The 21,427-nt window shown below is 59.8% G+C and carries 22 protein-coding genes; 8 read left to right on the top strand and 14 right to left on the bottom strand.

Annotated features, from left to right (window positions below; genetic code table 11):
• Positions 1–44: 44 nt before the first annotated feature.
• From ABJP42_RS10310 to clpS, 3 genes are all read right to left on the bottom strand, one after another.
• Positions 45–848 carry an SDR family NAD(P)-dependent oxidoreductase gene (locus ABJP42_RS10310; protein WP_348340224.1) on the bottom strand — a complete coding sequence of 268 codons (804 nt, stop codon included), beginning with the start codon at positions 846–848 and terminating at the stop codon, positions 45–47.
• A 96-nt stretch (positions 849–944) separates the two neighbouring features.
• Complete coding sequence (locus ABJP42_RS10305; protein WP_348340223.1) at positions 945–1,946, bottom strand: class I SAM-dependent methyltransferase; 1,002 nt, start codon at positions 1,944–1,946, stop codon at positions 945–947.
• 24 nt (positions 1,947–1,970) lie between these two features.
• Positions 1,971–2,315, bottom strand: coding sequence for an ATP-dependent Clp protease adapter ClpS (clpS, locus tag ABJP42_RS10300; protein ID WP_490363210.1), 345 nt, complete (start codon positions 2,313–2,315; stop codon positions 1,971–1,973).
• 87 nt (positions 2,316–2,402) lie between these two features.
• Between clpS and ABJP42_RS10295 the strand changes: the two genes are divergently transcribed.
• The 4 genes from ABJP42_RS10295 to ABJP42_RS10280 all read left to right on the top strand — a co-directional run bounded on the left by ABJP42_RS10295 (position 2,403) and on the right by ABJP42_RS10280 (position 6,043).
• Positions 2,403–3,125, top strand: a complete 723-nt coding sequence (locus tag ABJP42_RS10295; RefSeq protein WP_348340221.1) for an HAD family hydrolase — start codon at positions 2,403–2,405, stop codon at positions 3,123–3,125.
• A gap of 63 nt (positions 3,126–3,188) precedes the next feature.
• Complete coding sequence (locus tag ABJP42_RS10290; protein ID WP_348340220.1) at positions 3,189–3,515, top strand: hypothetical protein; 327 nt, start codon at positions 3,189–3,191, stop codon at positions 3,513–3,515.
• A 305-nt stretch (positions 3,516–3,820) separates the two neighbouring features.
• Positions 3,821–5,470: a D-alanyl-D-alanine carboxypeptidase family protein gene (locus ABJP42_RS10285; RefSeq protein ID WP_348340219.1), complete on the top strand. Its 1,650-nt coding sequence runs from the start codon at positions 3,821–3,823 to the stop codon at positions 5,468–5,470.
• 174 nt (positions 5,471–5,644) lie between these two features.
• A complete protein-coding gene (locus ABJP42_RS10280; RefSeq protein ID WP_348340218.1) occupies positions 5,645–6,043 on the top strand; it encodes a DUF5071 domain-containing protein in 399 nt (132 codons plus the stop codon).
• 188 nt (positions 6,044–6,231) lie between these two features.
• Here the strand turns inward: ABJP42_RS10280 and ccoS are convergent, their stop codons facing one another.
• The 5 genes from ccoS to ABJP42_RS10255 all read right to left on the bottom strand — a co-directional run bounded on the left by ccoS (position 6,232) and on the right by ABJP42_RS10255 (position 11,516).
• Positions 6,232–6,390, bottom strand: coding sequence for a cbb3-type cytochrome oxidase assembly protein CcoS (gene ccoS, locus ABJP42_RS10275; RefSeq protein ID WP_348340217.1), 159 nt, complete (start codon positions 6,388–6,390; stop codon positions 6,232–6,234).
• A 32-nt stretch (positions 6,391–6,422) separates the two neighbouring features.
• Positions 6,423–8,603 (bottom strand): heavy metal translocating P-type ATPase, encoded by a 2,181-nt coding sequence (locus ABJP42_RS10270; protein WP_348340216.1) that lies wholly within the window; start codon positions 8,601–8,603, stop codon positions 6,423–6,425.
• A 7-nt stretch (positions 8,604–8,610) separates the two neighbouring features.
• The gene (locus tag ABJP42_RS10265) at positions 8,611–9,075 is read right to left on the bottom strand and encodes a FixH family protein (protein ID WP_348340215.1); all 465 of its coding nucleotides are present in this window, start codon (positions 9,073–9,075) and stop codon (positions 8,611–8,613) included.
• 2 nt (positions 9,076–9,077) lie between these two features.
• Positions 9,078–10,523, bottom strand: coding sequence for a cytochrome c oxidase accessory protein CcoG (gene ccoG / locus ABJP42_RS10260; protein ID WP_348340214.1), 1,446 nt, complete (start codon positions 10,521–10,523; stop codon positions 9,078–9,080).
• 99 nt (positions 10,524–10,622) lie between these two features.
• Positions 10,623–11,516: a LysR substrate-binding domain-containing protein gene (locus tag ABJP42_RS10255; RefSeq protein WP_348340213.1), complete on the bottom strand. Its 894-nt coding sequence runs from the start codon at positions 11,514–11,516 to the stop codon at positions 10,623–10,625.
• A gap of 100 nt (positions 11,517–11,616) precedes the next feature.
• Between ABJP42_RS10255 and ABJP42_RS10250 the strand changes: the two genes are divergently transcribed.
• Positions 11,617–11,862, top strand: a complete 246-nt coding sequence (locus tag ABJP42_RS10250) for a hypothetical protein (protein WP_348340212.1) — start codon at positions 11,617–11,619, stop codon at positions 11,860–11,862.
• A 342-nt stretch (positions 11,863–12,204) separates the two neighbouring features.
• Here the strand turns inward: ABJP42_RS10250 and ccoP are convergent, their stop codons facing one another.
• From ccoP to ccoN, 4 genes are read right to left on the bottom strand one after another with little or no spacing between them, the layout of a single operon-like run.
• Positions 12,205–13,074 (bottom strand): cytochrome-c oxidase, cbb3-type subunit III, encoded by an 870-nt coding sequence (gene ccoP / locus ABJP42_RS10245; RefSeq protein ID WP_348340211.1) that lies wholly within the window; start codon positions 13,072–13,074, stop codon positions 12,205–12,207.
• The gene (locus ABJP42_RS10240; RefSeq protein WP_348340210.1) at positions 13,071–13,283 is read right to left on the bottom strand and encodes a cbb3-type cytochrome c oxidase subunit 3; all 213 of its coding nucleotides are present in this window, start codon (positions 13,281–13,283) and stop codon (positions 13,071–13,073) included. Before ABJP42_RS10240 ends, ccoP begins: the two co-directional genes overlap by 4 nt.
• An 11-nt stretch (positions 13,284–13,294) precedes the next feature.
• On the bottom strand, positions 13,295–14,023 hold the full coding sequence (gene ccoO, locus ABJP42_RS10235) for a cytochrome-c oxidase, cbb3-type subunit II (protein ID WP_348340209.1): 729 nt from the start codon (positions 14,021–14,023) through the stop codon (positions 13,295–13,297).
• 13 nt (positions 14,024–14,036) lie between these two features.
• The gene (gene ccoN / locus ABJP42_RS10230; RefSeq protein WP_348340208.1) at positions 14,037–15,647 is read right to left on the bottom strand and encodes a cytochrome-c oxidase, cbb3-type subunit I; all 1,611 of its coding nucleotides are present in this window, start codon (positions 15,645–15,647) and stop codon (positions 14,037–14,039) included.
• A 205-nt stretch (positions 15,648–15,852) separates the two neighbouring features.
• Here ccoN and ABJP42_RS10225 point away from each other — a divergent pair, with 205 nt between their 5' ends.
• On the top strand, positions 15,853–16,692 hold the full coding sequence (locus ABJP42_RS10225; RefSeq protein WP_348340207.1) for a universal stress protein: 840 nt from the start codon (positions 15,853–15,855) through the stop codon (positions 16,690–16,692).
• A 78-nt stretch (positions 16,693–16,770) separates the two neighbouring features.
• On the opposite strand, the gene glyA is transcribed toward ABJP42_RS10225, so the two are convergent.
• Positions 16,771–18,096 (bottom strand): serine hydroxymethyltransferase, encoded by a 1,326-nt coding sequence (gene glyA, locus ABJP42_RS10220; protein ID WP_348340206.1) that lies wholly within the window; start codon positions 18,094–18,096, stop codon positions 16,771–16,773.
• Between the two features lie 119 nt (positions 18,097–18,215).
• Here glyA and ABJP42_RS10215 point away from each other — a divergent pair, with 119 nt between their 5' ends.
• The gene (locus tag ABJP42_RS10215; RefSeq protein WP_348340205.1) at positions 18,216–19,124 is read left to right on the top strand and encodes a LysR family transcriptional regulator; all 909 of its coding nucleotides are present in this window, start codon (positions 18,216–18,218) and stop codon (positions 19,122–19,124) included.
• A 45-nt stretch (positions 19,125–19,169) separates the two neighbouring features.
• On the opposite strand, the gene fnrL is transcribed toward ABJP42_RS10215, so the two are convergent.
• On the bottom strand, positions 19,170–19,910 hold the full coding sequence (fnrL, locus tag ABJP42_RS10210; protein WP_348340204.1) for a transcriptional regulator FnrL: 741 nt from the start codon (positions 19,908–19,910) through the stop codon (positions 19,170–19,172).
• A 61-nt stretch (positions 19,911–19,971) separates the two neighbouring features.
• On the opposite strand from fnrL, the gene hemN reads away from it, so the two are divergent.
• A complete protein-coding gene (hemN, locus tag ABJP42_RS10205) occupies positions 19,972–21,303 on the top strand; it encodes an oxygen-independent coproporphyrinogen III oxidase (RefSeq protein WP_348340203.1) in 1,332 nt (443 codons plus the stop codon).
• The last annotated feature ends 124 nt before the right edge of the window (positions 21,304–21,427 follow it).

Below are 21,427 nucleotides of genomic sequence, written 5' to 3'. Positions count from 1 at the left end.
GGTGTCTTGCAGCTGGGTCTGTCAGCTAGGGTCTTGTGGCGGCCTTAGTGGACCGGTGCGGCGACAGGGTCCAGCAGGGTGCGGCCACCATCCAGGGTCATGATCTGGCCGGTCATAAACCCGGAGGCATCTGAGGCCAAGTATTGCGCTGCTTCGGTCAGTTCTGTCGGCGAGGCAATCCGCCCCAGCGGGGTGTGTTCTTCGATATCGTCGCGGTAGCTGCGGTTTTCCTTCAGCGTCGACTGCATCGAGGCGCTCATCACCGAACCAAAGGCGATGGAGTTCACCCGGATGCGATGTGGTGCCAGGGAAACTGACAGCGAGCGGGTCAGCTGATCCAGCGCCGCCGAGGCCACCGAATAGGCCATCAGTTCGGGATGGGTGCGCCGGGCCGCGATAGACGAAAGGTTGACGATGGCCCCCAAAGGCGCGTCTTCATCGCCACCCTCCCCCTGTTTGATCATCCGCCGCGCCACCTGCTGCGACAGGCGCAGGCTGGGCAGCAAGTTTTCCGTCAGCAAAAGCTCAAGCGAATCGTCATTGGGATCCAGCGGATCGCTTTGCACCACCTGGCGCGCCCCATTGACCAGAATATCGATGTCATCAAAGGCATCGATGGTGGCCGAGAGCAGATTGGCAATGGTCAGCCGCTCGCGCAGATCACCGGCAAAGTAGCGGATATTGCTCTCTTCCGGCTGCTCGCCCAATTCGCGGACCAGAGCCGCTTCACTGGTGTCGGCAAACATCACATTGGCACCGGCAGCGACAAACTGGCGGCCAATGGCCAGGCCAATGCCGCTGGAGGCGCCGGTGACAATGGCAGTCTTGCCAGAGATGGAAAAGGACATGTGTTGCACACTCCCGAGGGTTTCTTTTGACTGCGAGCCTAGCCCCCGCAGCCCCAATAGGGAACGGAGAATTTGCCAGCCCCGCGCGAGGGAAGGTTAGCGCTTGGCGCGCCGGGGGCGTTGGGCGTGCAGCACCTTGAAACGGTTGTCACCAGCCACCTCGCTCACGGCGGCAAACCGCTCTGACAGGATCGTCTCGTAGGGCAGATGCCGATTGGCCACCATCCACAGATGGCCAGAGGCCACCAGCATATTGGCCGCCGCCGCGATAAAAGCCTGACCCAGTTCGGGCTCGGCACTGCGACCGGCATGGAAGGGCGGGTTCATCACCACGGTATTGACCTGCTCAGGGGCGGACCATTTGCGGGCATCCGCCCAGTGGAACTGCGCCCGCGCGTCCTGAACGTTGGACCGGGCACAGCCCAGCGCCACGTGATCGGCCTCGACCAGGTGCAGCAGTTCAACACCAGAACGCGACAGGATCTGCGACGACAGATAGCCCCAGCCGGCGCCAAGATCGGCCACTGTGCGGCCCAGTTTTTCCGGCAGGCTTGCCACCAGCAGTGCCGAGGCCGGGTCAATACCATCGGCTGAAAACACGCCCGGAGCGGTTACATAGCCCTCCACCTTGCTAAGCGCGGCGGGGATCCATTCTGCCAGGGTATTGTTTCCACCCTGGAACCAGAAAATCTTCCCATGGGCCTTTGACAGCGGCGCGGAGGTCTCGGTGAGTTTACGCAGGTGTTTCAGAATCGAATCGATGCCGTCGGTCTTGGCGCCATCCACCAGCACCGGGCCCGCGGTTACGGCCTCGGCCTGGGCCACCAGCAGCCGGGCCTCGGCCTTGGCGCGGGGCAGGAAGACCACCGAGGCGGCAAAGCGTTCCTCTGCGGGCAGATCGGCGACACCGGGCAGGCAGGTAAACCCTGCCGCCTCAAAGCTCTCAAAATCGGGGCGCTGTGGCTGCAGGATCAGCACGCGCTCCTTTGGCAGGGCCGAAAGATCCAGATCGGCACGCGGCGCAAAGACCGCTATGCGACCTTCATCGGGCAGGACACAGCCACCCGCGTCAAGGGCCAGGGACAGGCGCAGGGACATAGCACATCCTCTTAGATGTTGGTTTTATTCTTCTTTTTCCATCGTGCATTGCAGCGGATGCTGATGACGATTGGCAAAGTCCATCACCTGACCAACCTTGGTCTCGGCAATCTCGTGGGTAAAGACACCGACAACAGCGACGCCCTTTTTATGCACGGTGAGCATGATCTCAAAAGACTGCGCATGGGTCATGCCAAAGAACCGCTCGAGCACCATTACGACAAATTCCATTGGCGTATAGTCGTCATTGAGCAAAAGCACCTTGTAGCGCGGCGGGCGCTGGGTCTTTGGGCGCGTCTTTGTCAGAACACCAAGATCGGTATCGTCATCGTCCGAAAATTTGGACATCATCACAGGCAGCAGCGGCATCGGCAAAAGGTTCCAGTCATGCATGGAAATCTATATCCCGCTTATATAGCGTAAAGACTGCGCAGGAAAAGGGATTGAAACAGCACCGTGACGGGCAATTTGACAACAATTGGCTTTGATGCCGACGATACGCTTTGGCACAACGAGCGGTTCTTTCGGGTGACTCAGGACCGTTTTGCGGAGCTTTTGCAGGATCACACACCGGTAGAGCTTGATCGCACGGCGCTGGACCACAAATTACTGGCGGCGGAAAAGCGCAATCTGGGGCGTTATGGCTATGGGGTCAAAGGCTTTACCCTGTCGATGGTCGAGACCGCGATCGAAGTCACCGATCAGCAGGTCCCGGCCAGCGTCATCCAAGAGTTGATTGTCGCCGGGCAGATGATGCTCTCTTACCCCATCGAACTGCTGCCCCATGCCCAAAAAGCGGTGGAACAGCTGGCGGCAAGCCACCGGGTGGTTCTGGTGACCAAGGGCGATCTGCTGGATCAGGAACGCAAGCTGGCGCAATCCGGTCTGGGCGATCTGTTTGACGCGGTCGAGATCGTCTCGGAGAAAACCCCCGAGACTTACCACGAGATCTTCACCCGCCACGGCGAAGGACCGGAACGCGCCATGATGGTTGGCAATTCGATGCGCTCGGATGTGGTGCCGCTGATCACTGCGGGGGGCTGGGGCACCTATGTGCCGCATGGGCTGGTCTGGGAAGTGGAATATGCCGAGGCCCCCAAGGACAGCCCTCGCTACAATGCCATCGAGGATCTTGGCCAGCTGCCCGCGCTCATCACCCGGATCGAAGATGGGCTCTGAGCCTGTTGTGCCAGGCCGCGCATTCTCCGTTTAAACCTCAAGACACAAACAGGACCAAACCCCATGCCCCATGCCGAAATAAAATACTCCAACGATCTGCAAATCGACAGCGCTGCCATTTTGCAGGAGATCGAAGCAGTGATCATGCGGCACGATTCAGGCGCCGGCGCCTGCAAAGGGCGCGCCTATCCCACCGGCGAATTCCACCACACACATGTCACTGTAAGCGTCGCCCTGCTGGTCAAAGCTCATCGCGATGAGGCCTTCTCAAACGCTTTGCTAGCCGAACTGGAGCAGCGGGTGAGCGCCCTGATCAAATCCCCCTGCGCCTTCTCATTGGGGCTGCAGTATTCTTCGCCCTTCTATGTGACCCGCAATCACACCCCCTGAAGTCCGGCACCCCGGCAGCACGAAAAACATTTTTGCGGCTGTTGCTTGGCTGCATCAAATCCGCTGCAAACACCGCCTTTGCAGCGCGGCGCAAGGCGCAAAGCCAGGGGTTATTTGTTTACCCTTCTTTAAGACAGCGCCGATCTAGGCGAAGGCTTCTCCCGTACCACTACATCTGGGGGAAGCTTTTTCTTTTCGGGCCCTTGCCTCGGATCCCCGCGGTTCCTTCCAGCCTCTGAATATGCTAGGCTTTTGCCAATAGCAGGCAAAATCGTCAGCCGGAAAACCGGCGACATGAGGCAAAAATGGCAGATATCGAGCAGATCAGGTGCGAGCACCTGGTCCGTAGGCAGCGGGCATGCGCCCGGTCTGTGCTGTGGATCATGGGTGTGTTTCTCTCTCTTGGGATGGCACTGGTACCCCCGACCCAAACCTATGCGGCGCCCTATGCGGCGGTGGTGATTGATGCGCGCACCGGCGAAGTGCTGCATTCGCGCAATGCCGATACCCGGCTGCACCCGGCTTCGCTGACCAAGATGATGACGCTCTACATTGCCTTTGAGGCCGTGCGGAATGGCGAGATTTCCTTGGACCAAAAGGTGCGCATCAGCAAAAACGCCGCTGCCGAGCCCCCCTCAAAACTGGGGTTGAAGACCGGCCAGCGCATTGCCTTTCGCTATCTGATCCGCGCCGCTGCGGTGAAATCTGCCAATGATGCCTCCACCGCCATCGGTGAGGCGATCTCCGGGTCCGAAGCCGCCTTTGCCCGGCGCATGACCCGCACCGCCAAGGCGCTTGGCATGTCGCGCACCACTTTCAAGAACGCCCATGGGCTGACCGAATCGGGCCATATGTCCACCGCCCGCGACATGACCACCATGGGGCGGCATATCCTCTACGATTATCCTGAATACTATCACCTGTTCTCGCGCCCGACGATTGATGCAGGGGTCAAAACCGTTCCAAACACGAATCGCCGCCTGCTGGCTGCCTATCGCGGTGCCGACGGCATCAAGACCGGCTATACCCGTGCGGCGGGCTCCAATCTGGTGGCCTCGGCCAAACGCGGGGACGAGCGTATTATCGCCACGGTCTTTGGCGGCAAATCTTCCACCTCGCGCAATGCCAAGATTGTCGAACTGCTCGACCTCGGCTTTCGCCGGGCTCCATCGCGGGCCCGTGTCCGCGCCCCCGGTCGCCCCGCCTATCAGGGCAACCAGGGCATTGGCGCGCCAGCGCAGGTCGCCGGGGCGACAAGCGGTGGCGCAGGCAAGACGGTTCGGGTGAATGGTCTGGTCAAGGTCAGCCTGCGGCCACAGGGCCGCCCAGTGAACGAAGCCCCGGTTCTGGTGGCCAGTGCCACCGAGACCGAGGACACCGCGCTGCCCCAGATCGCCGAAGCGGTAGCCCCCGAGACAACAGAACCCGCGTCAGATCCGAATATCCTGCAGGCCAGCATCACCGCCGCCATTGCCGAGGCCCAGTCCCTGCCCGCCGCAACCGGATCGCAGCCTACAGCGCCCACCGCTCCGGCAGCGAGTAGCGCAGAGACCGAGGCCGCGGTGACGCTTGCCCTGGCTCAGCCTGCGCAAACCACGCCCCAGCCGGTGCCCTTTACCGGGCTACGCCCCCTGGCGCGCCCAACCCAACTGGCCCGCGCCGAGGTTCCTGCCACGCCCACGCCTGTAGTGGTGACCCGGCTTTCGACCTCTGGCGGGCGCTATTGGGGCATCAATGTGGGCCGCTACACCAGTCGTTATCAGGCAGAAAAGGTGCTGCTTCGCACGGCGCTGTCTGAGATGGAGACCCTGGATGGCACCCTGCGCAAGGTGGCGGAATCGCGTCAAGGCTATGATGCCAATTTCCTTGGCATGACCAAGGAAGGCGCCGAACTGGCCTGCCGTCGGCTGCGCGCCCGCAACATCGCCTGCGAGACCCTCGGGCCATCCTCCTGAGGCAACATAGACATTCCAAGCGGCCACGGGCTTACCTCTCGTGATCGGTCGCAGAGAAAAGCCCCTCTCCGGAGGGGCTTTTTTGTTTGGCTCCTACAGGGTCCTTTGGATGAGACTGCAAACGGCAGCTTTGAGCCCATTGCGAACATCACAGCCTCGATCTAATGTGGCTAAATGGATATCAATAACTGCATTCCAAAAGACAAATTTGATACCGCAGCGATAGAGCGGGCTTGCCAAATTGGCTTTCCCGCAATCAACCCCTTTCTCTCGGACTTGTTGAAATGGGTGCAGGATGCCAATTGGCCAGTTGCAGCCGACACAGCCGCACTGCTCTCAAATGCGGGTCCTGAAATACTCCCTCATATCAAAGCTATCCTGCGCTCGAAGGATGGAGCTGGGAAGTACTGGACAATCGACCTTGTAGTCAGGAATTCAAACCCGGATGTTCTTTTGGAACTGCATAGCGAGCTAGTGAGACTAGCTGACAGTCCGACGCAAGATGATCAGAGGGAAGAAGTTGCCGCAATTGCGCAGAACATCCTGACAAAAAGGGTATTTAATTCTGAATAACCTCATGGATGGCAGCAAAGTCCGCATAGCGAACCCTCAAAAGCCGTCACATTCAAGTGTTTCGCCAATTGGCAAAGCGGTGCTTTGGCAACGCCCGATTCACCCCTCGGTTCGGACGCGGTGACCCTCTGAAACCCTCCAATGGCAGCTTGGTTCGCATACCAGACTTTGGGCCTCGGCCTTTGGCCTTAAGGCTTGGGGTGGTCGTCCCATTCATCGCTGAGGATCCGGCGCGAGTCGCCTTCGGGGTCCTCATACTGGTTTGAACGCACGGTATAGACAAAGGCCGCCAGCGCACCACCGCCCAAGAGCAGCGAAATCGGGATGAGATAGGCAAGAACGCTCATGAGCTAAGTACTTTTGTCGGGCGCGGCACGGGTTATTTCAGGCGCAGCGCATTGAGGGAGACGGTGATCGAAGAGGTGGACATCGCCAGCGCCGCGATCAAGGGGGTGGCAAAACCGGCAATGGCCAGCGGCACCGCGATCACATTGTAGAGCGTCGCAATGCGGAAATTCTCGCGGATGCGTTTGGTGGCCTTGCTGGCCACCACGCAGGCCTCGGCAATGGGTTCAAGGTCTTGCCCCAAAAGCACAATATCCGAGGCCACGCGGGCGGCATCCAGGGCCGAGGCAGGCGAGATTGAGACATGTGCCGCGGTCAGCGCCGCAGTGTCATTCAACCCGTCACCAACCATCAGAACCCTGCGACCCTGATCGGACAGATCCTGAATGCGGGAGGATTTGTCCTGTGGCAGCGCCTCGGCCAGCCATTTCTGGATGCCCAGGCGCTTGGCCAGGTCTTCAACTGCGGCAGTGGTATCGCCGGAAATCAACAAGACCTCTTTGCCTGCGGCATGCAGCTGGGTCACGGCCTCTGCCGCTCCGGGGCGCAGGGCATCATGAAAGCGGAATCCACGTGACGCAGCGCCCTCGCCCATGTCCAGCCAGGCAGCGGTTTGGCTGCCCTGATCCGCGCCCAGCCAGGCGGCGCGGCCCAGACGCACCACATGGCCCTCAAAACGACCCTCGGTGCCATAGCCGGGGTGTTCCTGCAGATCGGTGACGTCAGCCGGGGCGATGCCGGCCGCGCGGGCCGCAGCGGTCAGCGCCCGCGACAGGGGATGCGATGAGCCCTCGGCCAGGGCCAGAGCGACCTCAAGTTCGGCGCGGCTGAAATCTTTCAAATTCTCCAGCTGCGGCGTGCCTGCAGTCAGCGTGCCGGTCTTGTCAAAGACCACAGTATCCACTCCGGCCAGACGCTCCAGCGCGGTGGAATGCTTGATCAACATACCCTTTTTGAACAAGCGCCCCGAGGCCGCCGTGGTGACAGCAGGCACCGCAAGCCCCAGCGCACAGGGGCAGGTGATGATCAGCACCGCAGCGGCGATATTCAGCGCCATGCGCAGATCAAAGGTGTAGAGATACCAGCCGATAAAGGCCAAGGCCGAGAGGATATGTACGCCCGGTGCATAGAGCTTGGCGGCACTATCCGCCAGCGAGGTATAGCGCGAACGACCGGATTCCGCGATGGCCACAAGGTCCGCCATGCGGTGCAGGGAGGTATCCTCTCCCACGGCTTCGGCGCGCACCACCAAAGGGCCGGTCAGATTGACCTCCCCCGCCGAAACCTGCGTGCCTGACTCGGCAAAGATCGGCAGGGTTTCCCCGGTGAGCAGCGAGCGATCCAGTTCCGACTGGCCTTCCGCAATAACGCCATCAACCGGCATACGGCCACCGGGGCGCACCAGGATAAGATCCCCAATCACCAGATCAGCAACCGCTACCTCGACCTCTGCGCCTGCTTCCATGCGGATGGCGCGGGGCACTTCCAGCGCCGCGAGTTCCTCGGCGGCGGAGCGCGCCACGGCGCGGGTGCGGTAATCCAGATAGCGGCCTGCCAGCAAAAAGAAGGTGAGCGTCAGCGCCGCGTCAAAATAGGCGTGTTCCCCCGAGAGGCTGGTTTCCCAAAGCGAGGTCACCAGCGCCAGCACCAGCGCCAGCACAATCGGCACATCCATATTGAGCCGCCCGACGCGCAGGGCGCTCCAGGCGTTTTTGAAGAAGGGCTGACCGGCAAAGATCACCGCCGGGAAGGCAATGGCCGCCGAAATCCAGTGGAACATGTCACGGGTGGCATCCGAGGCCCCGGACCAGACCGAGACCGACAAGAGCATCACGTTCATCGAGGCAAAGCCTGCCACTGCGAGACGCATCAGGAGCTCGCGCCCGGCCTTATCGCTTTGGGTAGCGGCGAGGCTGGCCAGATCCAGTTCATGCGCCTCAAATCCCAACCCTTCGAGCAGCGGGATCAGCTCATCCGCTCGCACCTCCGGGTCGGCCTCGATCAGGGCGCGTTTCAGGGTCAGATTGACCCGCGCCGAATGAATGCCTGGATGCGCGTTTAGCCCGCGTTCCACCGTCGAGATACAGGCCTGACAATGGATCGTCGGCAGGGACAGCGCCAGGCGCGCCTCGGGGGGGGCCTCCTCAACAGCCTCGCTGGGGGCCGCGACACAGCCGGGGCATACAGCCATTGCGGGGCGCATCTGGGCAGTCATATCGCGCCTAGCCTCTGACGTGCAGGATAACCCGCTGGGTGAACTCAACGCCGTTTTTCGCCCGCGCCACCATGCGGATATTCCAGTTGCCCGGCCCCAGATCCGCAGGCGCCACATAGGCGGCACCATTGAACTGGAAATCGGGCTCCTGGTCGTCCTTCACATGGGTGGCCCGGCCCAGGGTGGCGCTCAGCTTGGCCACCTCGACCGGATTGCCCTCGGCATCGGTGATTTCCAGCGTCACCTGATCTTCCTGCGCCGAGGCATAGACCGACCAGCCCAGAGACTGCTGGGCCGTACGCCGCACATCAAACTCCTGGCTGGCCACGTAGGAGTTCTTCACCTCGAGGCCCGGAAAGGTTTTGACCGCGTTGTAGGCCAGAGCCAGATTGACGCTGATGATGACCCCAAAGGCGCCACAAAAGACCATCAACATATGACGACCGGTGAATTCGCGTTTCCCCTTGGCCATGATCAGTTTCCTTTTCCGTTGAAGGTGGTGTCTTTGTAGGCGCGGTCGCCCGTGGTAAGATCTTCGACCCAGATCCGCACCGGTGTGGATTCCGCATCCGAAGGCGCTGCCCCTTTTGGTGTCACGATATAGACCCTTTGAAGATAGGCGGTATCGGCTGGAACCTCAACCGAGGCATAGGGCGTGCCTTCGAGCTGCACCCGCATCGTATCATCGCCTTTCAGCGAGAGTTTGAAGGGGCGAGCCTCGCCGTGTTTGTTGCGCAGGCGCACATCATAGGTGTTGCGCACCGAGCCATCCGACAGAGTGACATAGGTCGGGTTGCGCACTGGCGCCACCGTGAGGTCGATCTCGGGGCGGATGAACAGGGCAAAGACCAAGCCCAATCCCACAAAGCCCCACATCGAAGTATACATGATGGTGCGCGGACGCAGGATGTGTTTCCAGACGTTCTTGGGCGGGCTGCCAGCGCGTTCTGCTGCTTCGTCCGAGGCCGCCATATAGTCGATCAGCCCGCGGGGCTTGCCGATCTTGTCCATGATGTCGTCGCAGGCATCAATACAGAGCGCACAGGTGATGCATTCCAGCTGCTGACCATCGCGAATATCGATCCCCACCGGGCAGACATTGACGCAGGCCATGCAGTCGATGCAATCGCCCTTTGGCGGATCCGCGATCTCGGCCTGGCCCTTTTTCTTGCTCGCCTTGCCGCGGGGTTCGCCGCGCCATTCCCGGTAGCCAACGGTGAGCGTGTCTTCGTCCATCATTGCCGCCTGAATTCGAGGCCAGGGGCAGGCATAGATGCAGATCTGCTCTCGGGCGATGCCACCAAAGAAAAAGGTCGTCGCGGTGAGAAGAGCCACAGTTGTATAGGCGATGGGATGGGCCTGACCGGTGACCAGATCCACCAACAAGGTTGGCGCATCGGCAAAATAGAACACCCAGGCGCCACCGGTCGCCAGACCGATCAGCATCCAGGCGGTCCATTTGGTCAGCCGCAGCCGCGCCTTGCGCAGATCCATTTTCTTTTGCCGGTGCAGACGCAGCCGGGCGTTGCGATCGCCTTCAATCCAGCGCTCCACCAGAATAAAGAGATCGGTCCAGACGGTCTGCGGGCAGGCATAGCCACACCAGACCCGGCCCAAGGCCGAGGTAAAAAGAAAGAGCCCAAGCCCGGCCATGATCAGCAGCCCGGCAACAAAGTAGAACTCATGCGGCCAGATTTCGATCCAGAAGAAATAAAACCGGCGGTTGGCCAGATCCAGCAAGACCGCCTGATCGGGCAGCGAAGGGCCGCGATCCCAGCGAAGCCATGGCGTTATGTAGTAGATCCCCAGGGTGATCGCCAAAATATACCATTTGAGATTGCGGAAAACACCCGAAACGCGCCGTGGAAAGACGGGTTCCCTGGCGGCGTATAGGCTGGGGGCGGGATCGGAATCACTCACGGACTCACTCCACTAAATTTGTGCTTCTGACTGCGGTTCTTTCAAATGTTAAGGTGTCGCTCTTTGACGTGGATCAAAAAGCGCATCGGACAAGCATCTTTATGCTTCGCGCTCAGAAGTATAAGTACTTTTATGGTGCCGGAGCCATGCGATGAATTGGCGCGACTGGGGCCGCTGCACGCCGGGACGGGTGACAATATGGTAGCCGCGCGCCTCATCTCCGGTGAACAATTCCACAAGGCGGCCGGCCGCCAGATCCTCCTGCACAAAATCCTTTACACTCACCGCGATGCCCTGCCCTTCGCGCACCGCCTGCATCAACAGATTGCCCGGAAGCTTGATACTTGCTCCGCGAATGACATCCGCCACCCCGCGCGATCGCAGCCAATGGGCGGCCTCTGTGGTGCCCAACTCTTCGAGCCAGGGGAAATCCAGCAAGTCTTCGGGCGCACTCACGCTGCGGCCCTTCAACAGGTCGGGATGGGCGACTACCACCATGGGAGAGCAAAGCAGGATTTCAGACTCCAGCCCGCCCCAGTCACCATCGCCATAGCGCAGAGCAATATCGACGCCACCCGGTTGTAGCGCCACAACTTCGCCACGCGGATCAATCACCAGATCAATACCCGGATGTTTCAGCCGAAACTCTGCCAACCTCGGCATCAGCCAATTGGCCGCAAACATCGGCGTGCAGCTGATGTGCAGAGGTCGCATCGCTCCCTGGGTGCTGACCTCCTGCACCGCTGTCTGAATTGCGCCAAAGCCCAGCAGCACGGCCTGCGCCAGATGCTTGCCTTCCTCTGTCAGTTCCAGGGACCGGCCACTGCGGTCCAGCAGCGGCACCCCCAGATGATCCTCCAGGCTGCGCAGCTGTTGGCTGATGGCAGCGTGGCTGACATTGAGCGCTGCACCCGCTTTGCTTACATTTGCATGCTCTGCAAAAGCAGAAAAGGCCCGCAGGGCTGCCAGAGGCGGCAAAGACAACCAGTCCATTTGTAATTCCAACTTACATAACTGAATTTTTCCTGAGTCGCATCTTGCGTCCTTTCGGGCAACAGTCAAAGGCAGAAACACCAGCACAGGAGATTTCAAGATGCTGATCGATATCTACGCCCGTTCCATGATGACCGCGACGCGCCAGCCTTGTGTTCAAGTGCGTGACATGCCCGCCCTGCCAGCCGCCCGCCACGATTTGCCCGCGGCCTATGTGCCGCCGCAGCAGGCACCGGGGGTTCTTGACAGGTTGACCCGCTGGTTCAAAGGAAAGGCCAAACGAGTATATCCGGGGTTCAATAGGCTGAACCAGCCCGTGCGCTGCATTGACCTGCAGAAGCTCTGAACAGGTTTCGGACGCTGAGGGCTGAGTTGACAGGTCAGAGGCAAATAGGCGTCGGCTTTCCAGGAAACGCGCGAACAGATCGAAAAGCCGACGCTTTATTCCCAGAACCCTGCACGCGGGCCATGGGAATTGGGGACTGACCACCCGGCGCTAGCTAAACAAGCGCCCAAACCGGCCAGTGCATCTCTGCCTTGGGCTGAGTAAAGCAGCTTTTGCGTCTGCCCGGTTTGACTCTAATCAAACTGGCAAAAAAAATTGGGAAAACTCTAGCTTCCAAGCAAGAAGGCCGCCCCAGTTGGAGCGGCCTTCTTTGATCTTTGGTCAGCTGAGATGGGCTGGCTATTACTCGCCGCCGCCCAGCTGGTGCACATAGGCGGAAACTGCGCGGATCTGTGCCTCGGTGAGGCGGGTGTTCCAGGCTGGCATCACACCATAACGGGAGTTGTTCACGGTCTCGGTGAGCGAATCGTAATCGCCGCCAAAGAGCCAGATCGCATCCGCAAGGTTTGGTGCCCCCTGGCTGCGATCGCCAGTGCCATCTTCCATGTGGCAGGAGGAACAGTTGTCTTCATAGACAACAGCGCCTGCATCCACTTTGGAGGCATCCTTCGCTTCGCCGGACAGAGACATGACAAAGTTCACAACCTGGGCGATCTCTTCTTTCTCCAGCAGCTCATCCCGGCCAAAGGCAGGCATCTCGGAATAGCGCGCATCGTCGCTGTCCTCGTTGCGGATACCATGGGTCACGGTCATGTGGATGTCCTCGACGGAACCACCCCAGAGCCAGTCATCGTCCAGCAGGTTGGGATAGCCCTTGGCACCCGCCGCGCCAGAACCGTGGCACTGGGCGCACCAGGTCTTGAACACAGCAGAACCCGCCGAAACCGCATAGGGGCCCATTTCCGCATCGCCGGAAATTGCGGTCAGCTCGGCCGCTTCCAGTTTGGCGTTCATCGGCGCATTGGCTTCGTTGACGGCCTGGATTTCTGCCGCGACATCGCCGCGGGTCGACCAGCCCAGCACCCCGGCGGTTGCCGAGTTCAGCATTGGCCAGGCAGGGTACAGGATGGTGTAGCCAATCGCCCAGATGATGGTGGCATAGAGGGTCCAGAGCCACCAGCGTGGCATCGGATTGTCAAATTCCTCGATCCCGTCCCAGCTGTGGCCAGTGGTGTTTGGATCGTCGTCGAACTTTTTGACGGGCTTGCTCATGTCCGCGCCTCCTTATGTGCGGCGGGTGTCGCCTCGGCCTCTTCGGGGGCCGGGGCGTCTACGTGGCGAAAGGGAATGCTGGCCGTGTCCTCATAAACCTTGGTGCTGCCGGGGCGGAACGCCCAAAGAACAACAACCATGAAGAAGGAGAACAGGAACAGGAGCATCCAGCTGTCTGCAAATTCCCGCAGGAGGGTGTAGATTTCCATCTCAGATCCTCCTAGCGGTTTGCGTCAGGGGTGAAGGTCGAGAAATCAACCAAAGTCCCCAACATTTGCAGATAGGCGATCAGCGCGTCGGCCTCGGAGACACCAGGCTGGCCGTCAAAGTTGCGCACACTGACCTTGTCACCATAGCGCTCCAGCAAGCCGTCATAATCGGCGTCAGGATCGGCCTGGGCTTTGAAATCAGCCTGTGCACTGGCGATCATATCCTCGGTGTAGGGCACGCCAACCAGAGCATTTGCCGCCATGATGTCACCGATGTATTTGCCGTCGACCTTGGCATTTTCCAGGAAGCCATATTTGGGCATGATCGATTCCGGGACCACCGCCTGCGGGTTGCGCAGATGGTCAACATGCCATTCATCCGAATAACGACCGCCTACACGGGCCAGATCAGGGCCTGTCCGCTTGGAGCCCCACTGGAAGGGATGGTCGTACATCGATTCCGCTGCCAGCGAGTAGTGGCCGTAGCGTTCGACCTCGTCTCGCATCGGGCGGATCATCTGGCTGTGACAGGTGTAGCAGCCTTCCCGGATGTAGACTTCACGACCCGCCATCTCGAGAGGGGTGTAGGGGCGCATGCCCTCCACCTTCTCGATGGTGTTTTCCAGCCAGAACAGCGGGGCGATCTGAACCAGTCCCCCGATGGTCACAACCAGAAAGCTGCAGATCAACAGGAGCGTCGCGTTGGTCTCGAGGATTTTGTGTTTGTCGAGAATTGCCATTTGCCATCCCTCCTTATTCTGCCGGGACCGAGACCGAGAGGCTCGACTCTTTTGCCGGGGCCTTACGGACTGTCATCCACAGGTTGTAGCACATGATGATGGCACCAGAGAGGAACATCACTCCGCCAAGACCGCGCACAATGTTCATCGGTTTCTTCGCAGCAACTGTGTCAGCGAAAGAGTTCACCAGGAAGCCATTGGCGTCGACTTCGCGCCACATCAGGCCTTCCATGATCCCAGTCACCCACATCGAAGCGGCGTAGAGAATGATGCCGATAGTGGCGAGCCAGAAGTGCCAGGAAACCAGTTTTAGGCTGTAAAGGCCTTCGCGTTTCCACAGAACCGGCACCAGGAAGTACAGAGCACCAAAGGTGATCATGCCGTTCCAACCCAGCGCACCAGAGTGCACGTGACCAATGGTCCAGTCAGTGTAGTGGCTCAGCGAGTTCACCGCGCGGATCGACATCATCGGGCCTTCAAAGGTCGACATGCCGTAGAAACCGATCGAGATCACCATCATCCGGATAACCGGGTCGGTGCGCAGCTTGTCCCAGGCGCCAGAGAGCGTCATCAGACCGTTGATCATGCCGCCCCAAGAAGGCATCCACAGCACGATCGAGAACACCATGCCGAGGGTCGAAGCCCAGTCTGGCAGCGCGGTGTAATGCAGGTGGTGGGGACCGGCCCAGATATAGAGGAAGATCAGCGCCCAGAAGTGGATGATCGACAGTTTGTAGCTAAAGACAGGGCGTTCGGCCTGCTTTGGCACAAAATAGTACATCATGCCGAGGAAGCCCGCCGTCAGGAAGAAGCCCACCGCGTTGTGGCCGTACCACCACTGCACCATGGCATCCTGTACACCGGACCAGACGATGACCGATTTGGAGCCCCAAATGGAGACAGGGATGGTCATGTTGTTGACCAGGTGCAGCATCGCAACGGTGACGATAAAGGCGAGGTAGAACCAGTTGGCCACATAGATATGCGGCTCTTTACGCTTGATCACGGTGCCAAGGAAGACCGCCAGATAGGCAACCCAGCCAATGGTCAACCAGAGGTCAACATGCCATTCGGGTTCGGCGTATTCTTTCGACTGGGTGCCGCCAAGCAGGTAACCGGTTGCCGCCAGCACGATAAAGAGCTGGTAACCCCAAAACACAAACCAGGCCAGATTGCCGCCCCAAAGGCGCGCCGCAGAGGTGCGCTGCACCACGTAGAAGGAGGTTGCGATCAGCGCGTTGCCGCCAAAGGCAAAAATCACCGCCGAAGTATGCAGGGGGCGCAGCCGACCAAAGTTGGCAAAGCCCTGCGCCCATTCAAAGTTCAACGCTGGAAATGCCAGCTGGAAAGCGATGAACGTGCCCGCGAGAAAGCCAACAACACCCCAAAAGGCCGTGGCAATCACACCGGCGCGTACAACGCTGTCAAAATATTCATTTTGCTGGCTGCCAGCAGCCGGCTTTGCCTCGCCAGTATGGCGCAGCGTGTACAGAAACAGGCCACCAGCTACGAGCATGACGATTATCGCATGCACCTGGTAAGCCAAATCTCGCGCATAATTGGTCCCGATCATCGCAAAAAGCGTGACCAAACCAAGCGCGATCAGCTTGATATAATTAGACATATTGCGTCCCTTCACCATGTCCCCCGCGATTCTTAGCGTCGCGTGGAACCCATATATTCTGCGCTTTAAATGCAAAACCTACGCAATCAACGCATTGATCTGCATCAAGACAAATGCCTTTCAACTGTGACACACCACGCAGGGTACGGCTACACTAACAGCCAGTCCTGTTAGAGCTTTGATTTTTTGCCAGCTGAGGTGAAACATGACTTACAAAACCATTCTCACGGTTCTGACCTCCAAGGACACAGCCGAAACTCCCCTTTCTCAAGCCTCTTCGCTTTCTGCAGCCTTTGATGGGCACACAGATGTGTTGTGCCTGGGGGTGGATCGCACCCAAACCGGATATTATTATGCCGGGGCCAATGCCATGGTTTTGCAAGAAACAATGAGCCGAGCCAAGGATGACGCCAGCGCGCTGCAGGCCTATGCGGATGACTACCTGCAAAAGGCCGGTGTACAATTTTCAACCGATGCAGGTATCGCCCAGATCGCCGACATGGGGCGCCATGTCGCACGGCTGGCCCGGTTCTCTGATCTCGTGGTGCTGGGACAACCCTACGGTCCGGGCAAAAGCGTCGAGGCCGAGCCCGTGGTTGAGGCGGCACTGTTCGAAGGCCGCACCCCGGTGCTGGTGGTGCCGGATGAGGCCAAACCCGTTGGCCAGCCCAAAACCGTGTTGATTGCCTGGAATGAAAGCATTGAGGCGATGACCTCCATTCGCAAGGCCATGCCCTTCCTCACCGGCGCCGATCTGGTGCGTATCGTGGTGATTGACCCCCCACAACACGGGCCTGAACGTTCGGATCCCGGCGGTATGCTGGCCCAGATGCTGGCCCGCCACGGGGTGAAATGCGAAATCGACGTACTCAGCAAGACCATGCCACGGGTTTCGGATATCCTGATCCGTCATGCCACCGATACCGATGCCGGCATGATCGTGATGGGGGCCTATGGCCATTCCCGCTTCCGCGAGGCCATTCTGGGCGGGGCCACTCGCAACATGTTGGAAAAAGCCAATGTTCCGGTCTTTATGGCGCATTAAACGCAGCCACAGCGACCCAATTGATCTAAAATGCCGACCCGCTGCTCGCAGCGGGTCGATTTCTTTGTGCGGGTGGCCCTAGCCACGCAGGTAGTGCATGCCCTGAAACCCTGCCCGCATCTCGCGCACTTGCCGCGCCACCGAGGCTGGATCATTGCTCGTCAACCCAGCGGCAATTAACCTCGCCAGCGCAGGCGCATCCGCAGGCGTCACCCCGCGACGTACCAGTTCCGGCGTGCCGAAACGCAGCCCGTTCATATCGCCCTCCACCGGATCAATTGGCAGGCCGATGCCGCAGGCCAGAAAGCCCGCTTGGCGCAATGTCTTGGAGGCCGCCTGCCCGCCGCCAAACCGGGCGGCTTCAATGGCAAACTGATGCGAAGTTGTGGCCTGTTTGCCTCCCGGTTTGAACACCGGCATGCCCAGGGCCTCCAGTTCCACCGCCAGGGCCTGCGCCAGATCCACCATGGCCTGGGCATATGCCGCCCCATGATCGACCCAGTCCAGAAGGCTCAGCGCCAGAGAGGCCGATTTGGCGGCGTCAAAATTGGCGGTCATGCCGGGAAAGGCGATGGCATCCAGCCGCTCGGCAATCTCTGCCTCATTGGTGACAATCAGCCCCCCCGCAGGACCGCCGAGGCTTTTGTAGGTGCTCATGGTCATCATATGGGCGCCTTCTGCCAAAGGATTGGCCCAGGCGCCACCAGCGATGATGCCGCATTGATGCGCCGCGTCAAACAGCACCTTGGCCCCGACCTCATCGGCTATGGCGCGGATCTCAGCCACCGGATGGGCAAAGAGGTTGAGACTGCCGCCAATGGTGATCAGCTTCGGCCGTTCCTTCAGCGCCAAGGCCCGCAGCGCCGCCAGATCAACGGTATAGCCATCCGCATCGACCGGGGCCGGGTGCGACACCAGCCCATAGAGTCCGGCGCAGCCATCTGCGTGATGGGTTACATGGCCGCCAACGGCAGCGGGTGGCGCAATGATGCAATCGCCGGGCTTGGTCAGTGCCATAAAGCCATAGAGATTGGCCAGCGCGCCGGAACCGACACGGATCTCGGCATATTTGGCCCCAAAGACCCGCGCTGCCAGCTCCGCCGCCATGACTTCGATCTCTTCGATGGCTTCCAGCCCCATCTCGTATTTGTCGCCGGGATAGCCCAACGAGGGGCGGCTGCCAAAGCCCCGCGCTAGCACCGCCTCGGCGGCGGGGTTCATCACATTGGTTGCCGGGTTCAGGTTGAAACACTCGTGATCATGGATCTGGATATTCTGCTGAATCAACGCCTCGATCCGATCCGCTGCCGCCTGGCTGCTGAGGGAGGCCGTCGCAGCGGCAATCATCTGAACGCGGGTCTCACAATGGGGCGGAACCCAGGGACGTTTGGCAAGCTCTGTCATTTTGATCTCCGGTCTGGGGCATGGGGTCTGATGTGCTTGCCCCAATTGAGCCGCTTTGCAGGCTTGTGTGCAAATCAGTTTTCTGAAAATCTAGGGTTAGAAAAAGTGAGGCTAAGACAATGGCCGTTTCGCCACCCCGTCCAACATCCTTTGCCCTGACCGCGCTGCGCGCGTTTGAGGCCTCTGCCCGGCTGGGCGGCTTTGCCGCTGCGGCTCAGGAGTTGGGCGTGACGCCAGGAGCGATCTCCGCCCATATCAAAGGTTTGGAAACAGAACTGGGCGCGCAGCTGTTTCAGCGCAGTGCCAAGGGGGTGGAGCTGACCTCACTGGGCGCACGGTCGCTTCCGGCCTTTAGCGCCGCCTTTGATCAGATGGGACTGGCAGTGCAGCTGATGCGCGATACCGCCGCGCCACGGGTGGTGCATATTGCGACCCTTCCAGCCATTGCTCAGTTCTGGCTGTCGCCACGCCTGCCCCAGCTGCGCCGCGAAATGCCCGGCACCGAGATTTCGATCACCGCGCTGGAACAGCCGCCGAATCTCAAGCGCACGCCCTATGATCTCTGCCTGTTTTTTGATGCCAGCCACGGCCGGGCACTGGCACAGGATGTGATCTTTCCGGTCTGCACCCCCGAGCTGGCGGCCCAACTCGATACGCCGCAAGACCTTCTAGATGTGCCCTGCCTCTTTGATACCAGCTGGGAACAAGACTGGCAGCACTGGCTGGCAGAGACAGAACAAGGACAACAGATCACCCCACGCGGGCCAGTCTATTCGCTTTATGCACTTGCGGTTGAAGAAGCCCTGAATGGCGCAGGGGTTTTGATCGGCCACGAAGCCCTGTTGGCGCCACATCTGGCCAGCGGCAGTTTGGTCGCGCCCTTTGCCCATCGGGCAATGCTGCCAGATGCCCTGCGTCTATGGAGCATGTCTGGGCGGGGCGCTGATTCTGCCAGTCGTCAGGTGGCGGATTGGCTGCAAAACGCGTCTGCCTCCCTCAGGCAAAGACAGAATAGCCAGGAAAACTGAACACGCGGCTCGCTGCGCGATAGCCTGCCCTGCAAACCGCGGCGATCAGCTCATATAGCCGCCATCGCTGTCATCGCCAGCCTCTTCGAACAAGCGCCCCATATCCGGCACCGTCACCCGGCGTTTGCCTTCCAACCTGATCACCCCGTCCTTTTTCAGGGCCGAGACCTGACGGCTGACAGTTTCAAGCGTCAGGCCAAGGTAGTCGGCCATGGCCTCGCGGGTGAGCGGAAGATCAAAGGTCATTTCATTCACCGCGCCCTGCGGCGTCAGTGAGGCATCACGGCGGGCAATGATGGTGAGCAGGCTGGCGATCTTTTCACGGGCGGTCTTACGCCCCAGCACCAGCATCCATTCGCGGGCGGCATCCAGCTCGTCCAGGGTCATCTCCAGTAGGCGATGGGCAATATGCGGGGTATTTGCCATCAGATCTTCAAAGGGTTTCTTGCGGAAACAGCACATCACCAAATCGGTGGTGGCAACCACATTATAGGCAGCCCCATCACGCCCGGGCCGACCGACAAAATCACTGGGCAACAACAGGCCAACCATTTGGGTGCGGCCATCTTCCATGGTCTGCGTCAGCGTGGCGATGCCAGAGACAACCGAGCCGACAAAATTCATCATGTCACCCGACCAAATAATCGGCTGCCCTGCTTCATAGCTGCGGTAATACTTGATGGCGTCCAGCGCCTCCAACTCATCCGACTCACAACGCGCGCACACGGCCCGGTGGCGAATAGGACAATCAGCGCAGCTAATGTGGGAGATGGTCGGAGCGTTCATGGGCAGTCCCGTTTGATTCAAATCAAAGTTCGTTCGTGCGAATGCTGACTAGGATAATGGGATGTGTCAGAAATCACAATTGGCGAAGCTCGGTTTATTCGATGCCAAAGTGCCGCGCTATACCAGTTACCCTACCGTGCCGCATTTCCAAGCCGATGTAGGGGCTGCGGATTATGCGGCCTGGATACAGGCAATCCCTGCTGGCAGTCGAATTTCGCTTTATCTCCATATCCCCTTTTGCCACAGCCTGTGCTGGTTCTGCATGTGCCGCACCCAAGGCACCCGGTCAAATACTCCGATTGCGGGGTATCTCGCGGCGATAAAACAAGAAATTGCGTTGCTAAAGGCCCAGCTCCCCGCGGGTATTTCCCTGTCGCGGCTGCATTGGGACGGCGGCACACCGACAATCCTGTCGCCCGAAATGATCAAGGATGTCACCGCGGCCCTGTCGGATCTTGCCCCGCTGGCGCCGGATGGCGAATTCTCGGTAGAGATCGATCCAAACGAGTTCGACCAGCCCCGCTGTGATGCGCTCTTGGCTGCGGGCCTGACCCGTGCGTCGATCGGAATCCAGGGATTCGACGAGATCACCCAACAGGCCATTGGCCGAAAACTGGAGTTTGAAACCGTCCAGAATGTGGTCGCAATGCTACGCCAGGGCGGAGTTGAGGATTTTTCGGCGGATCTGCTTTTTGGCCTGCCTTATCAAACTCCGGAGCGCATCGCCCAGAGCACCCGCCAGCTGCTCTCCCTCGCTCCGGACCGGCTGGCGCTTTATGGCTACAAGCATCTTCCCGCCATGATCCGACGCCAAACCATGATCCCCTCGGAAAGCCTGCCCACCCCCGAGGATCGCCTGGGCCTGTTTGAAACCGCCCGCGATCTCTGTCGCAAAAGCGGCTATAAAGACATCGGCATCGATAATTTTGCCAAGCCTCAAGACGGGTTATGCCAGGCCCGCGAGGCCCGCACCCTGAGGCGCGGGTTTCAAGGCTACAATGATGACCCTGCGCCAGTGCTGATCGGGCTCGGCGCCTCGGCAATTTCGCGCTTTCCCCAGGGATATGTGCAAAACGCCCCAAGCACCGCCCGCTATATGTCAGCGGTGGAAAATGGCCGCTTTGCAGCGGCCCGTAGCCATATCTTTGCTGATGACGACCGGCTGCGTGGCTATATGATCGAATCCCTTCTGTGCACCTTTGACATCTCCCGCCATGAGATCCGCGAGCGGTTTGGGGATCAGGAAGGGCAGTTCGACACACTGGTGGCCAAGGCGAGCCAGGCCTTTCCTGACATGCTGGTTGAAACCGAAGACTCAGTTTCCCTGCGCCAATCCGCCCGCCCGCTTGCCCGGGTGATTGCCCGCCACTTCGACGCCTACGAGGGATCATAGTCTGAGCGACGCCCTGCAAACTGGCGCCTCTCAAAGCAAAAACACGCGGTGAAGCCCCACCACAACAAGTGCCAGGGAAACTGCAGCCCCGCGACAGCGGCCCCACCCCCAAGGGCTTAGCATT

The organism is Pseudophaeobacter sp., assembly GCF_039971195.1.
GTDB lineage: Bacteria > Pseudomonadota > Alphaproteobacteria > Rhodobacterales > Rhodobacteraceae > Pseudophaeobacter.
This window is presented reverse-complemented; position numbering and strand designations above follow the sequence as displayed.

What these genes read in the sequence shown, in the direction of transcription:
- ABJP42_RS10310 (WP_348340224.1), bottom strand. Translation starts at nt 848, where the DNA reads ATGTCCTTTTCCATCTCTGGCAAGACTGCCATTGTCACCGGCGCCTCC.
- ABJP42_RS10305 (WP_348340223.1), bottom strand. Translation starts at nt 1,946, where the DNA reads ATGTCCCTGCGCCTGTCCCTGGCCCTTGACGCGGGTGGCTGTGTCCTG.
- clpS (WP_490363210.1), bottom strand. Translation starts at nt 2,315, where the DNA reads ATGCCGCTGCTGCCTGTGATGATGTCCAAATTTTCGGACGATGACGAT.
- ABJP42_RS10290 (WP_348340220.1), top strand. Translation starts at nt 3,189, where the DNA reads ATGCCCCATGCCGAAATAAAATACTCCAACGATCTGCAAATCGACAGC.
- ABJP42_RS10285 (WP_348340219.1), top strand. Translation starts at nt 3,821, where the DNA reads ATGGCAGATATCGAGCAGATCAGGTGCGAGCACCTGGTCCGTAGGCAG.
- ABJP42_RS10280 (WP_348340218.1), top strand. Translation starts at nt 5,645, where the DNA reads ATGGATATCAATAACTGCATTCCAAAAGACAAATTTGATACCGCAGCG.
- ccoS (WP_348340217.1), bottom strand. Translation starts at nt 6,390, where the DNA reads ATGAGCGTTCTTGCCTATCTCATCCCGATTTCGCTGCTCTTGGGCGGT.
- ABJP42_RS10270 (WP_348340216.1), bottom strand. Translation starts at nt 8,603, where the DNA reads ATGACTGCCCAGATGCGCCCCGCAATGGCTGTATGCCCCGGCTGTGTC.
- ABJP42_RS10265 (WP_348340215.1), bottom strand. Translation starts at nt 9,075, where the DNA reads ATGGCCAAGGGGAAACGCGAATTCACCGGTCGTCATATGTTGATGGTC.
- ABJP42_RS10255 (WP_348340213.1), bottom strand. Translation starts at nt 11,516, where the DNA reads ATGGACTGGTTGTCTTTGCCGCCTCTGGCAGCCCTGCGGGCCTTTTCT.
- ABJP42_RS10250 (WP_348340212.1), top strand. Translation starts at nt 11,617, where the DNA reads ATGCTGATCGATATCTACGCCCGTTCCATGATGACCGCGACGCGCCAG.
- ccoP (WP_348340211.1), bottom strand. Translation starts at nt 13,074, where the DNA reads ATGAGCAAGCCCGTCAAAAAGTTCGACGACGATCCAAACACCACTGGC.
- ABJP42_RS10240 (WP_348340210.1), bottom strand. Translation starts at nt 13,283, where the DNA reads ATGGAAATCTACACCCTCCTGCGGGAATTTGCAGACAGCTGGATGCTC.
- ccoO (WP_348340209.1), bottom strand. Translation starts at nt 14,023, where the DNA reads ATGGCAATTCTCGACAAACACAAAATCCTCGAGACCAACGCGACGCTC.
- ccoN (WP_348340208.1), bottom strand. Translation starts at nt 15,647, where the DNA reads ATGTCTAATTATATCAAGCTGATCGCGCTTGGTTTGGTCACGCTTTTT.
- ABJP42_RS10225 (WP_348340207.1), top strand. Translation starts at nt 15,853, where the DNA reads ATGACTTACAAAACCATTCTCACGGTTCTGACCTCCAAGGACACAGCC.
- glyA (WP_348340206.1), bottom strand. Translation starts at nt 18,096, where the DNA reads ATGACAGAGCTTGCCAAACGTCCCTGGGTTCCGCCCCATTGTGAGACC.
- ABJP42_RS10215 (WP_348340205.1), top strand. Translation starts at nt 18,216, where the DNA reads ATGGCCGTTTCGCCACCCCGTCCAACATCCTTTGCCCTGACCGCGCTG.
- fnrL (WP_348340204.1), bottom strand. Translation starts at nt 19,910, where the DNA reads ATGAACGCTCCGACCATCTCCCACATTAGCTGCGCTGATTGTCCTATT.
- hemN (WP_348340203.1), top strand. Translation starts at nt 19,972, where the DNA reads ATGTGTCAGAAATCACAATTGGCGAAGCTCGGTTTATTCGATGCCAAA.